This is a genomic window from Saccharothrix sp. S26 (genome assembly GCF_021390395.1).
Taxonomy (GTDB): Bacteria; Actinomycetota; Actinomycetes; order Mycobacteriales; family Pseudonocardiaceae; genus Actinosynnema.
The window spans coordinates 474,997-487,796 of record NZ_JAJUWT010000001.1 but is presented as its reverse complement, the minus strand read 5'-3'; the positions used below and the strand labels follow the sequence as shown (position 1 = coordinate 487,796).

The following is a 12,800-nucleotide window of genomic DNA, read 5'->3' as shown; positions in this document are numbered from 1 at the left end:
GCTGTCAGGGACGCGGCACCGAGGGCGAGGTTGTCCGGACCTCGTGGTTCGGCGCGTCCGGCGCGAGGAAGGCCAGCAGCCGCCGGCCTTCCCGCACCACGTCGTCCATTGTGGATAGACGGCGGAACGGCCGCAGCTCCAGCGTGGCGGCCTCCTTGGTGCGGTGCAGCGTCCAGTCGCCCGCCGTGACGCCGTCGACCAGGAAGAACTGCGGCACGGGGCCGTGCGGCTCGTAGCCCTGCGCGCGCACGTCGTCGGTGACGACCCGGCGGCGGTCGGCGTGCGAGAGCAGGACGTTGTCGAAGTCGTAGAGGAACCTCGGCGGCGCGGGCACGTCCTCGTCCGGCCGGGGCGCGTCGGGCAGGTCGAACAGCTCCTGGCCGTCCTCGTCGCGCAGCCGCAGCAGCGGCAGCTCCTCGACCACCTCGCGCAGCCGCGTGAGGCCGGACCACGTCTGCACGTCCTTCACCGTCGCGGGTCCGAACGCGGCCAGGTAGCGCGACACCAGGTCGTGCACCGACGGCTTGTCGGCCACCGGCGCGCCCAGCCACGTCTCCGCGCTGGTGTGGGCGATCGAGCCGCTGCGGCCCCACACCCCGCGCGGCGGCACCTGCACCAGCGGCACCAGGCACCGGATCGCGTAGGCCAGCGACGCGGGCGCGCGGTCGGGCCACCGCTCGTGCAGCAGCGCGCCCAGCTCCTTGTTGGTGCGCGGCTTCTCGGCGAGCAACGCGCGCCCGGCGGCCACCACGGCGTCCACGTCGAGGCCGCGCATGTCCCGGCCGTGCGTGTAGTTGCGGAACAGGTCCCGGTCGAGCGCGGGCTGGACGGCCGGGCGCAGCGCGAGGGCGTCCTCGGCGGTGACCAGGTGGATCGTCGACCGCATCACGGCGATGCGCACCAGCTGCCGGTTCACCAGCGCGTCGGCGGCCTGGTCGGGGGTGAAGCCCGCGATCCGCGACCACAGGCCCGTGTACCAGGTGTGCGGGGTCTGGGCCTGCAACCCGACCAGGTGCGTGACGACCTCGGTCACGGGCGCGTCCGCGCGGGCGAGCAGGAACTGGCGGGCCAGGGTGGCCCGACCGAGGGCGCGACGGCTCAGTACCGGGGTCATGGGGCCACCGTAGGACCGATTGCGGTCAACTTCCGTCCTCATCTGGGTGTGCCTTGCCCGCGGCCACGAAAAAGTGATATCACTTTGCTAGGCACGAGATATGACATCGAGGGGTGGACCATGGACGTCACGGACGTTGCGGTGCAGATGCCAGTCCCGGTGGTCCGGGAGAAGGAAGCACGCGCGCCATCGGGGTGGGGCGTGCTCGTGGGGGTGGTGGTCGGGGCGCTGGCGAGCACGGCGCTGATCGTGCTCGGCTCGATCCCCGGCGACGACGGGCCGAACGTCCCGGCGATCGTCGTCGGCGGCCTGCTGCTCGTCGTCACCGTCGTGACGTCCGCCGGGTTGTTCACCGTCGCGCCGGGCGAGTCGCGGGTGCTCCAGTTCGCCGGCCGCTACACCGGCACCGTCCGGCAGGACGGCCTGCGCTGGGCGAACCCGTTCACCACGAAGGCGAAGGTGTCGACCCGGATCCGCAACCACGAGACCGCGACGCTGAAGGTCAACGACGCCGACGGCAACCCGATCGAGATCGCCGCCGTGGTGGTCTGGCAGGTCGAGGACACCGCGCGGGCGATGTTCGAGGTGGACGACTTCGTGCGGTTCGTCGGCATCCAGACCGAGACCGCGGTGCGCCACATCGCGACCAGCTACCCCTACGACAACCACGACGAGACCGGCCTGTCGCTGCGGGAGAACGCGGACGAGATCACCGAGACGCTGTCGGTGGAGATCGCGGCCCGCGTGCAGTCCGCCGGCGTGAAGGTGATCGAATCCCGGCTCACGCACCTGGCCTACGCTCCGGAGATCGCGCAGGCGATGCTGCAACGCCAGCAGGCGGGCGCGGTGGTCGCGGCGCGGTCGCGGATCGTGGAGGGCGCGGTCGGCATGGTCCAGCTCGCGCTGGACCGGCTCGCCGAGGAGGACGTGGTGGAACTGGACGAGGAGCGCAAGGCGGCGATGGTGTCGAACCTGCTGGTCGTGCTCTGCGGCGACCGATCCACCCAACCCGTGGTCAACGCCGGGTCGTTGTACACCTGACGTGGCCGAGCGCAAGAGCGTCCTGCTGCGCCTCGACCCCGCGGTGCACGACGCGCTGACGAGGTGGGCGAACGACGAGCTGCGCAGCACCAACGCGCAGATCGAGTTCCTGCTGCGCCGCGCGCTCGCCGAAGCCGGGCGGCTGCCCACCGGGACCGCCGCCCAACCGAAGCGCGGCCGACCCCGCAAGAACGCCGGGGAGAGCCGGGACGAGTGACCGGACGCCGTCGCCGTGGGCCCACCGCGCCGACGGCGTCCACCAGCGTTGATCGACTCGCGGAGCGCCACCGCTGGTGCGACTGTTGGCCAGGTGAGCGAGATGGACTCCCCGTACCCGCCAGGCACACCGGCGTGGGTCGACATGATGACCACGGACCGCCAGGCCACCATGGAGTTCTACGGGGGTCTGTTCGGCTGGGACTTCGAGGTCGGCGGCCCGGAGACCGGTCACTACACGATGGCGTTGGTGCGCGGGCTGCCCGTGGCCGGGTTCGGCGAGATGCCGCCCGACGTGATGTTCCCCGTGGTGTGGACGACCTACCTGGCCACCGACGACCTCGACGAGTCGCTGGACGAGCTCAACGCCAACGGCGGCAAGGTGCTCGTGCCGGAGTTCGACACCGGCGGACCGGGGCGCGGGGCGATCGCGGTCGACCCGTACGGCGCGGCGTTCGGCTTGTGGGAGGCCGGCACGCACATCGGCGCGTACGTGGTGAACGAGCCGGGCTCGGTGGTGTGGAACGAGCTGGCCACCCGTGACCCGTTCGGCGCGGCGGAGTTCTACCAGCAGGTGTTCGGCGTGGGGCTGGACCCGTTGCCGGACTTCCCGTACACGCAGTTGCGGGTCGAGGGCCGCCCGGTGGCGGGTGTGTTCGGGATGTCCAACGAGATCCCCGCCGAGATCCCGCCGCACTGGATGACCTACTTCGCGGTGGCCGACGCCGACGCGGCGGCCCGGCGGGTGGACGAGCTGGGCGGCGTCACGGTCGGCGACGTGGTCGAGTCGCGGTTCGGCCGGTTCACCACGGTCGGCGACCCGATGGGCGCCACGTTCCGGGTCATCCAACCGCCGCCTTCCACCCCAGACTGACCACCAGCGCCACCACGACGGTGAGGAACACCCGGCGGACGAACGCCGACCCCCGTCGCACGGCCAGCCGCGCACCGAACACCGCGCCGGTCACGTTGCACAGCGCGAGCACCAGGCCCAAGCCCCACAACACCTTCCCGGCCGGGATGAAGTACAACAGCGCACCCAGGTTCGTCGCCACGTTCACGACCTTGGCCGTGGCCGAGGCGCGCAGGAACGCGAACCCCACCAGGCCGACGAGCAGGAACACCAGGAACGCGCCCGTGCCCGGCCCGGCCAGCCCGTCGTAGAAGCCGATCACCGCGCCGCCCAGCGCCATCACGGCGACCTGGGCGAAGCGCGTGAACCTCGGCGTCTCGGCCACACCCAGCTCCGGCTTGCGCCACGTGTAGAGGCCCACGCCGACCAGTGCGACGAGCACCACGCCGTTGAGCACGCCCGGGGCCAGCGCGCCGGCGAACGCCGCGCCACCCACCGCGCCGCCGAACGCCGCCACCGCCATCGGCAGCGCCGACCACCAGTCGATCGACGTCTGCCGGGAGTAGGTGCGCACCGCCGCGGCCGTGCCGACCACGGAGGCGATCTTGTTGGTGGCCAGCGCGTAGAGCGGCTGGCCGCCGGGCGCGATCAGCAGCAGCGCGGGCAGCTGGATCAGCCCGCCGCCGCCCACCACGGCGTCGACCGCGCCGGCCAGGGCGGCGGCCAGGCAGAGGAACAGCAGGGCGGCGAGGGAGACGTGCCCGAAGCCGGGCCAGTCGAGTGCGGCGGTCACGCCCACATCAAACAAGACGGGCGTACTGCATTTCACTCCTTACGCCGATGGGAGCGCTCCCAGAATCCGCCGTTCGGCCCTGTTGTGGGCCGACTCACACAGGGAGGGTGATGCCGGGCGTTCCCCGATCCACCTGGAGGTTCTCGGTGTTGAGATCCCGCAAGCGGACCACCGTGGCCGTGCTGGCCACGCTGGCCCTGTTGGTCACCGGCGCGCAGGCCAGCGGCGTGATGGAGCCGACCGGGCAGGACTACCAGGACGCGCGGGCACCGGTCGACCGGCGCGTCGAGAACCTCCTCAGGCGGATGACGCTGGAGGAGAAGGTCGGCCAGATGACGCAGATCCGGCTGGGCAAGCTGCGCGGCAACTGCGAGTGGAACCCCGGACCGCTGCGCGAGGACTGCATGAAGGCCGTCCTGGAGGACGCGAAGGTCGGGTCCATCCTGTCCGGCGGCGGCGACGCGCCGACCCCGAACACCCCGCGCGCGTGGGCGGAGATGACCAACGCCATCCAGAAGTACGCGCTGGACCACAGCCGGCTGCGCATCCCGCTGATCTACGGCGCGGATGGCGTGCACGGCCACAACAACGTGCTCAGCGCCACCATGTTCCCGCACCAGATCGGCCTCGGCGCGACCTGGGACCCGGAGTTGCAGGAGAAGCTGGGCGCGTCCACCGGCCGGGCCATGCGCGCCACCGGCGTGTTCTGGAACTTCGCGCCGGTGTCCGACATCGCCCGCGACACCCGCTGGGGCCGCTACTACGAGACCTACAGCGAGGATCCGGTGCTGGCCGGCACGCTGGCGGCGGCGAACGTGCGCGGGCAGCAGTCCGAGCCGACCGACGGCACGGCGAAGCTGACCGCGACCGCCAAGCACTTCGCGGGCTACTCGGAGCCGTTCAACGGCCACGACCGCGCGCCCGCCCAGCTGCCGATCCGGTACCTCCAGGACACCGTGCTGCCCGCGTTCCAGCCTCAGTTCGACGCGGGCGTCGGCACCGTGATGATCAACTCCGGCGCGGTCAACGGCGTGCCCGCGCACGCCTCGAAGTACCTGCTGACCACGCAGCTGCGCGACCGGATGGGCTTCCGGGGCGTGGCGATCACCGACTGGGAGGACATCCGGTTCCTGGTGGACCGCTACCACGTGGCGGCGGACTACGAGGAGGCCATCGCGATGGCGGTCAACGCGGGCGTGGACATGGCCATGGAGCCGTCGGACGCGGGCGCGTTCACCGCCGGGGTGCTGGCGGGCGTGCGCGGCGGCGCGATCCCCGGCAAGCGGATCGACCAGGCCGTGCGGCGGATCCTGAAGCTCAAGTTCGAGCTGGGGCTGTTCGAGAAGCCGTTCGTGGACGTGGAGAAGGCCGACGCGATCGTCAACGGCGCGGACCGGGCGCTGGCCCGCCAGGCGGCGGCGGAGGGCACGGTGCTGCTGCGCAACGAGGGCGTGCTGCCGCTGTCGACCGGCGCGGCCAAGCTCGTGGTGACCGGTGACGCGGCCGACTCGGTGCCCCGCCAGCTCGGCGGCTGGACGGTCGGCTGGCAGGGCGTGCCCGGCGGGTCGGCCCTGCCGGAGGCGGTGACGGTGCTGGAGGGCATCCGGGCCGCCGCGCCGTCGGCGAACGTGGTCGCCGCGGCCACCCAGGCCGACGCGGTGGCGCAGGCGGGCGACGCCGACGCGGTCGTCGTGGTGCTCGGCGAGGACCCGGGCGCGGAAGGTGAGGCGGACACCGAGGAGCCGGCGCTGACCGCCGAGCAGCAGGGCCTGGTCGACGCGGTGCGCGCCACGGGCAAGCCGGTCGTGGTGGTGCTGCTCACCGGCCGTCCGCAGGTGCTGGGCACGGTCGCCGAGGCCCCGGCGCTGCTCGCGGGCTGGCTGCCCGGTTCCGAGGGCGGCAGCGCGATCGCCGACGTGCTGTTCGGCGCGGTGAACCCGAGCGGGAAGCTGCCGGTGTCGTGGCCGAAGACGGTCGGTGACCAGCCGTTCTCCTACGACCAGCCGCGTGGCGCGAACACGTCGCCCAGCTCGAACTACGACCCGGCGTTCGCGTTCGGGCACGGCTTGTCGTACACGACGTTCACCACGTCCGCGCCGACGGTGAAGTCCGCCGAGGTGCGGCGGGACGACCAGGTGCGGGTGTCGGTGACCGTGGCCAACACCGGCTCGCGTGACGGCACGGTCGTCGTGCCGGTGTACGTGCACCAGCCCGTGAGCAAGGTGCTCACGCCGCAGCAGCGCCTGGTCGGCTTCACGCGGGTGGCGTTGAAGGCGGGCGAGCAGCGGGCGGTCGAGGTGGCGTTCGACGTGAAGCGGCTCGCGGTGACGCCGGGCGACATGGACGGCTCGGACAAGCCCGAGGTCGCCAAGGGCGCCTACGAGGTCGTGGTCGGCGACGGGAGGGCTCGATTCACGGTGCGGTGAGCTGCCCTGATATCCTTCTGGGCCGTACCCGCGCGGCATTCCGCTGTGGAGGAAAACCGCCCCTTCGCCGGGGCGGAGCCGGTGACAAGCGCGGTGCGACTCCGAGACCGAGGAAAAGGTGGCTTTCGCGTGGCGAACATCAAGTCCCAGCTGAAGCGGATCAAGACGAACGAGAAGGCGCGCCTGCGCAACAAGGCCGTCAAGTCGTCGCTCAAGACCGCCATCCGCAAGTTCCGTGAGGCCGCCGAGGCCGGTGACAAGGAGAAGGCCACCGCGCTCGCGCGGGAGGCTTCCCGCAAGCTCGACAAGGCCGTCACCAAGGGCGTGATCCACGCCAACCAGGCCGCCAACAAGAAGTCGGCCCTGGCGCGGCGCGCCAACCAGATCTGATCTGGTCCTCACGCTGAGGTGCCGTCCACCCCGCACGGGGTGGACGGCACTTTTCGTCTGCCGACCGATCGATGACCGGCCTGCGTGATCGGCCTCGACCAACGGTCGGGGCAGCCCGACTCGGGCCGTCGGGCTCGGCGATCGGCTCCCACGTCCGGCCTCGGCAGCCGACGTCAGCAGCCGGCCCCGGCGGATCGACCCCGACGGGTCGGCCCCGGCGGTGGCGGCGGTCGGCCCAACCAGCCGGCCCGGCAGTCGACCCAGCAGCCGGCGTCAGCAGCCAGCCCCGGCACCCCGGCGTCAGCAACCGGCCCCCCGTAGCGGGCCATGGCCGCTCCCCCGTCAGCGGCGGCCGTGGGCGGCGACGATCTTGAGCACCGCGCGTTCCAGGGCGTAGCCCGAGTCGGCCGCGACGCCCTTCACGTCGGCGTTCAGGTCGGCGACCACCGTCATCGCCGCGGCGAGGCCCCGGTCCTCCCAGCCACGCGACTGGCCCTGGGCCTTCTTCACCTTCCACGGCGGCATGCCCAGCTCGCCCGCCAGCTTGAACGGGTCGCCCCGGCCCACCGCGGACACCCGCGCGATCGTGCGCACCGCGTCGGCCAACGCGTCGGCGACCAGCACGTGCGGCACGCCGAGCTGGAGCGCCCACCGCAACGCCTCCAGCGCACCGGCCCGATCACCCATCACGGCCTTCTCCGCGACCGCGAACCCGGTCACCTCGGCCCGACCGCGGTGGTAGCGGCGGACCGCCTCGGCGTCGACCTTGCCGCCGGTGTCGGCGACGAGCTGCGAGGCCGCCGCCGCCAACTCGCGCAGGTCCGACCCGACTGCCTCGATCAACGCCGCCACGGCCTCCGGGTCGGCCTTGCCGCCGCCCGCCGCGCGGATCTCGTTGCGGACGAACGCCTCCCGGTCCGCCGCCTTGGTGATCTTGGGGCACTCGGTGACCGCGGCACCCGCCTTCCGCAGCACCGCGGGCAGGTCCTTGGCCACCTTGCTGCGCCCGCCGCCACTGTGGACGACGACCAGCGTCACCCCGTCCGCCGGTGCCTTGGCGTAGGCCATGATCGCGTCGGCGACCTCCTTGCCGCACTCCTGCGCTGCCTCCAGCGCCACCACCCGCCCCTCGGCGAACAGCGACGGGCTCACCAGTTCAGCCAGCTCGGGAGGGGTGAGATCGGTCACGCGGACGCGGGTCAGGTCGGCCTGCGGATCCGCCTTCCGCGCCACCGCCAACGCACCGCGCACCGCGCGCTCGACCAGCAACTCCTCCTCGCCGACGATCAGGTGCACGGCGGCGGACGTGTCAGCGGGCGCACTCACGGACGCGATCCTCCCACGCGCGCCGGGCGTCCGGATGGTGGACGTCTCTGGCTGAGGGTCGGGATGGTGCCGTAAGTTGAGGGCACAACTGAATACCGCTCATCCAGAGGGGCAGAGGGATCGGCCCGAAGAAGCCCCGGCAACCCGTCGCACAGCGTCCGCTGGCGACCACGGTGCCAATTCCGACCCGCGACGCGCGGGAAAGATGAGGAGATACCTCGCGATGACTGCTGTCAGTGTGCCCCCGGCCACCACCTCCTTCGACCTCGGTCCCGCCCGCGCGCTGTCGTGTCGTGAATGCGGCCACGAGACCCCGCTCGCCGCCGAGTACGCCTGCCTCGAGTGTTTCGGGCCGCTGGAAGTGGCCTACGACTTCGGTCGGATCCGTCGCGAGGACATCGAGGCGGGCCCCCGGTCGATCTGGCGCTACCGCGGCCTGCTCCCCGTGCCGACCACCGTCGAGTCGCACCCCAACACCAACCCCGGCGGGACCCGCCTGGTCGAGGCCGACCGCCTCGCCAAGGCCCTGGGCGTGCGCAAGGTGTGGGTGAAGGACGACACCGGCAACCCGACCCACTCCTTCAAGGACCGCGTGGTCGGCGTCGCCCTCGCCGCCGCCCGCGAGCTGGGCTTCAAGGTCCTGGCCTGCCCGTCCACCGGCAACCTGGCCAACGCCGTCGCCGCCGCGGCGGCCCGCGCCGGCTGGCAGTCGGTGGTGCTGGTACCGTCCACCCTGGAGCAGGCGAAGATCCTCATGACCGCCGTCTACGGCGGCAACCTGATCACCGTCGACGGCAACTACGACGACGTGAACCGGCTGGCGCAGGAACTGGCCGCCGAGCACGAGGACTGGGCGTTCGTCAACGTCAACGTCCGCCCCTACTACGCCGAGGGCTCCAAGACGCTCGGGTACGAGGTCGCCGAACAGCTCGGCTGGCGGCTGCCCGACCAGATCGTGGTGCCCATCGCGTCCGGCTCCCAGTTGACCAAGGTCGACAAGGCCTTCCGCGAGCTGGGCGAGCTCGACCTGGTCGAGCAGACCCCCTACCGCGTGTTCGGCGCGCAGGCCACCGGCTGCTCCCCCGTCTCGGCCGCCTTCAAGTCCGGCCACGACGTGGTCACCCCGGTCCGCCCGGACACCATCGCCCGCTCGCTGGCGATCGGCGCGCCCGCCGACGGCCCCTACGTGCTGGACGCCGTCCGCCGCACCAACGGCGCGATCGAGGACGTCACCGACGAAGAGGTCGTCGAGGGCATCCGCCTGCTGGCCCGGACCGAGGGCATCTTCGCGGAGACGGCCGGCGGCGTCACCGTCGCGACCGCGAAGAAGCTCATCGAGACCGGTCAGCTGGACCCGGATGGCGAGACGGTGCTCCTCATCACCGGCGACGGCCTGAAGACCCTCGACGCCCTGGGCGGCAGCGTCGGCCCCCGCGCCAACGTCCCGCCCTCGGCCGAGGCCGTGCTGAAGGCGCTCCAGGACTGACACCGCCCCCGTCCGGCGGCCGCGGCCATGATCGCGGCCGCCTGACGGACGGGCCCGCCTCAGCCGGGCGGCGGGCGGCTCGCTGCCGACCGACTGGCTCGTGCTCCGGCGGTCGAACCGGACGTGGTCCGCAGCGTCGCCGTGCTCGTCACAGCGAGATCCGGGACGAGCGCAACCAGCCGGTTCGCGGGAACGCGGTCAGCTCGGGCAGGACGTGCGGACCGACCGGTTCGGTCACCACGCGCCAGGCGGTGAGCATCTGCGGCCAGGGCCGTTTCGCCTTCTCCTGGTTGTAGCGCTCGGCGTGCCACGCCTCCGGCGGTATGGCGAGGTCGGCGTCGAACAGGGCGTCGGCGACCAACCGGTAGGCGGTGTCCGCCGAGGGAACCTGCGCCAGGCGGATCACGCCGGTGGCGGTGGCCCTGGCGACGATGCCGCGCTCCCCGCCGGGCAGCTCCTCGCACACGTAGTAGGTGAAGGCCGGCCGCAGTTCGTCGCGCGGCCACGGTTCGGCCGTGTAGCCGGGCTGCCACAGCGCCCACGCCACGGCCCGGTTGTCGCCTTGCGGCGACCAGCCGGAGTGCAATCGGATCCACACGTCGTTCCTCATCGTCGTCCCCTTGTCCGTTGTCGGGAGGGCCGCCGCCCCTGCGGGCGACCCGCGGCCCGTCCGGGCCTGCCAGGACGGCGGCATCGCCGTCCCGGTCCGTGCGCAGCACCAGCGCGCCGCGACTCGTCAACGCGTCGACCAGCACCCCGCTGGGGTGGCCGTAGCGGTTGCCCGCGCCGACGCTCACCAGCGCGACCCGCGGCCGGACCGCCGCGAGGAACGCCGGTGACGTGTACCGCGACCCGTGGTGCGGCACCTTGAGCACGTCGGCCCGCAGGTCCACGTGCCCGCCGAGCAGGTCCGCCTGCCCGGCCAGCTCGATGTCGCCGGTCAACAGCACCCGTCCGGCCGGGGTGGAGGCCCGCAGCACCAGCGACGCGTCGTTGACCGCCGTGTTCGTCTCACCCACCGGGTCCACGCGCGGACCCAGCACGTCGAGGTGCAACCCGGGCCAGCTCAGCCGCTGCCCGGCGGCCAGCTCGACCACGCGGACCCCGGCGGCCCGCGCTCGTTGCGCCACCTCCTCCCACGCCCACTCCGGCCGCCGCGACGGCCCCACCGCCACCGCGCCCACACCCCGCTCCGCCATCACCGCGGCCAACCCGCCGACGTGGTCGGCGTGCAGGTGGCTGAGCACCACCAACGGGATGCGCCGCACCCCGAGCCGACGCAGGCACGACAGCACCGGCACGGGGTCCGGCCCGGTGTCCACCAACACCGCCCGGTCCCGCTCGGCCGTGGCCAGGACGACCGCGTCGCCCTGCCCGACGTCACACGCCACGACCGACCAGCCCGATACCGGCCAACCGGGCGCGACGACGTTGAGCGGCACGATCACCACCACCGCACCCACCGCGGCCGCCACCACCAACGTCCGCACCCGGCGAAGCCTGGTGATCGCGTAACCGAGCACCAGCACCCCGGCCAGCAGCAGACCCCCGGCCCAACCGCCGGGCCACCCCACCGCCGCACCCGGCACGGCCGCCGCGTGTCGTCCGACGGTGATCAGCCAGCTCACCGCCGGACCGGCCACCTCGACGACCAGCCGTGCCGTCGGCTCGTGCGCCTGCGCCAGCACGGCGGCCAGCACGCCGAGCACCGTGGCCGGGGCCACGACCGGCGCGACCAGCAGGTTCGCCACGACCGCGACCAGGCTCACCTGGCCGGAGATCCCGACGACCAGCGGCGCGGTCGCCAGGTGCGCCGCCAACGGCACCGCCAGCGCCTCGGCGAAGCCCACCGGCACGCCCCGGTCCTTCAGGGCACCGGCCCACCGGGGTGCGAGCAGCACCAGCGCCGCCGTGGCCGCCGCCGACAACCCGAACCCCGGTTCGGTGGCCAACTCCGGGTCGTAAAGCACCAGGACCACCACCGCCGCCGCGAGCGCCGGCAACGCCGACCGCTCCCGCCCCAACACCAGCGCCAGCAACGCCACCGCGCCCATCACGGCCGCCCGCAACACGCTCGGCTCCGGTCCGGCCAGCACCACGAACGCGACCAGCGCCGTCATCGCCCCCGCCGCGCAGCCACGCGGCCCGACCCTCAACAACCGCAGCAACAACAGGACCGCACCGCAGAGGATCGCCAGGTTCGCACCGCTGACAGCCAGGACATGGGCGAGACCGGCCGTGCGGAACTCCTCCACCACCCTCGGCGGGAGGGCGGACGTGTCGCCGACGACGAGTGCTGGCAGCAGTCCGGCCGGTTCGGGGTCGAGCGTGGTGCTCGCCTTCCGCAGTCCGGCACGCACGTCTTCGGCGATCCGTTGCCACACCGGTGCTTCGGACACGTCCTGCGGCGGCCCTCGCACCCGCAGCACCGCGACCGTCAACTCACCACCTCGCGGAAGGGCGACGGTGCCGCGCGCGGTGACCCGTTGGCCTGGCAGGAGATCCTGCCACCGCGCCGCGGGTGCCAGCACGGCGATCCGGCCACCGCCGTCGACCGTCGCCCGCACCAGGACGAGGTCGATCCCGCCCGCCCGCGAGCCGAACCCACTGCTGCGCAGGCCGTGCGGCCGGTTGTCGAGTTCGAAGTGGACAGTGGCCGCCCCACCACGCTCCGCCGCCGCCCGCAACGGGTGGTGGACCGCCGCGTGAACCTGAACGCCGATCCAACACGCCGCCACCGGACCGGCGACAACCACCGCCACCATCGCCGGCCGCCACGGACGCAACATCAGCCCGCCGAGAACGGCCGCGACCACCCCGACCACCACTGCCGCCCACCACGCCCAGAGCAACCCGGCCAATGCCGTGGCCCACACCGCCAACGCCGCCGGCACCAGGTGCGCGCGAGGGTTCACGATCCGCCTCCCGATCCCGGAGCCCAGTCGAGAAACCTCAACGGCACAACGGATACGTATGCAGGCTCAGGAGAACTCACGACTCACCTCCAGAAGTCGACTACTTGGCCGAGCTCGCCATTGGGCTTGGCTGCACGGGTTTCTCGGGTTTGGCCCGCATGTGCCGGAGCTCAGGAGCTGATCCAGCGGAACTTGGACAGGGTGATGAGGCGGGTGAAGGCCGCGCGGATGCGGAAGCGA

The 12,800-nt window shown here is 72.7% G+C and carries 9 protein-coding genes, 1 pseudogene and 1 riboswitch; of the genes and pseudogenes, 6 read left to right on the top strand and 4 right to left on the bottom strand.

Going from position 1 to position 12,800, the window contains the following annotated elements:
* Nucleotides 1-4 precede the first annotated feature (4 nt).
* Nucleotides 5-1,114: a winged helix DNA-binding domain-containing protein gene (locus LZG04_RS02245; RefSeq protein ID WP_233812556.1), complete on the bottom strand. Its 1,110-nt coding sequence runs from the start codon at nt 1,112-1,114 to the stop codon at nt 5-7.
* Between the two features lie 120 nt (nt 1,115-1,234).
* On the opposite strand from LZG04_RS02245, the gene LZG04_RS02240 reads away from it, so the two are divergent.
* From LZG04_RS02240 to LZG04_RS02230, 3 genes are all read left to right on the top strand, one after another.
* A complete protein-coding gene (locus LZG04_RS02240; protein ID WP_233812555.1) occupies nt 1,235-2,155 on the top strand; it encodes an SPFH domain-containing protein in 921 nt (306 codons plus the stop codon).
* 1 nt (nt 2,156) lies between these two features.
* The gene (locus LZG04_RS02235) at nt 2,157-2,372 is read left to right on the top strand and encodes a hypothetical protein (protein WP_233812554.1); all 216 of its coding nucleotides are present in this window, start codon (nt 2,157-2,159) and stop codon (nt 2,370-2,372) included.
* Between the two features lie 102 nt (nt 2,373-2,474).
* Entirely contained in the window at nt 2,475-3,245 is a 771-nt protein-coding gene (locus LZG04_RS02230; protein WP_233812594.1) for a VOC family protein, read from the top strand.
* Here LZG04_RS02230 and LZG04_RS02225 read toward each other — a convergent pair.
* Nucleotides 3,214-4,017: a TSUP family transporter gene (locus LZG04_RS02225; RefSeq protein WP_233812553.1), complete on the bottom strand. Its 804-nt coding sequence runs from the start codon at nt 4,015-4,017 to the stop codon at nt 3,214-3,216. The genes LZG04_RS02230 and LZG04_RS02225 overlap by 32 nt on opposite strands.
* A 146-nt stretch (nt 4,018-4,163) precedes the next feature.
* Between LZG04_RS02225 and LZG04_RS02220 the strand changes: the two genes are divergently transcribed.
* Entirely contained in the window at nt 4,164-6,443 is a 2,280-nt protein-coding gene (locus LZG04_RS02220; protein ID WP_233812552.1) for a glycoside hydrolase family 3 N-terminal domain-containing protein, read from the top strand.
* A gap of 129 nt (nt 6,444-6,572) precedes the next feature.
* The gene (gene rpsT / locus LZG04_RS02215) at nt 6,573-6,833 is read left to right on the top strand and encodes a 30S ribosomal protein S20 (RefSeq protein WP_184693058.1); all 261 of its coding nucleotides are present in this window, start codon (nt 6,573-6,575) and stop codon (nt 6,831-6,833) included.
* A 342-nt stretch (nt 6,834-7,175) separates the two neighbouring features.
* On the opposite strand, the gene holA is transcribed toward rpsT, so the two are convergent.
* Nucleotides 7,176-8,159 carry a DNA polymerase III subunit delta gene (gene holA, locus LZG04_RS02210; RefSeq protein ID WP_233812551.1) on the bottom strand — a complete coding sequence of 328 codons (984 nt, stop codon included), beginning with the start codon at nt 8,157-8,159 and terminating at the stop codon, nt 7,176-7,178.
* 96 nt (nt 8,160-8,255) lie between these two features.
* A riboswitch (SAM riboswitch) is annotated at nt 8,256-8,371 on the top strand.
* 11 nt (nt 8,372-8,382) lie between these two features.
* On the opposite strand from holA, the gene thrC reads away from it, so the two are divergent.
* Nucleotides 8,383-9,645, top strand: coding sequence for a threonine synthase (gene thrC / locus LZG04_RS02205; RefSeq protein WP_233812550.1), 1,263 nt, complete (start codon nt 8,383-8,385; stop codon nt 9,643-9,645).
* Between the two features lie 632 nt (nt 9,646-10,277).
* Here the strand turns inward: thrC and LZG04_RS02200 are convergent.
* Nucleotides 10,278-12,560: pseudogene (locus LZG04_RS02200) on the bottom strand (DNA internalization-related competence protein ComEC/Rec2); the annotation flags it as partial.
* Between the last annotated feature and the right edge of the window lie 240 nt (nt 12,561-12,800).

Coding starts and splice junctions, on each gene's coding strand:
- LZG04_RS02245 (WP_233812556.1), bottom strand. CDS start 1,114: ATGACCCCGGTACTGAGCCGTCGCGCCCTCGGTCGGGCCACCCTGGCC.
- LZG04_RS02240 (WP_233812555.1), top strand. CDS start 1,235: ATGGACGTCACGGACGTTGCGGTGCAGATGCCAGTCCCGGTGGTCCGG.
- LZG04_RS02230 (WP_233812594.1), top strand. CDS start 2,475: ATGGACTCCCCGTACCCGCCAGGCACACCGGCGTGGGTCGACATGATG.
- thrC (WP_233812550.1), top strand. CDS start 8,383: ATGACTGCTGTCAGTGTGCCCCCGGCCACCACCTCCTTCGACCTCGGT.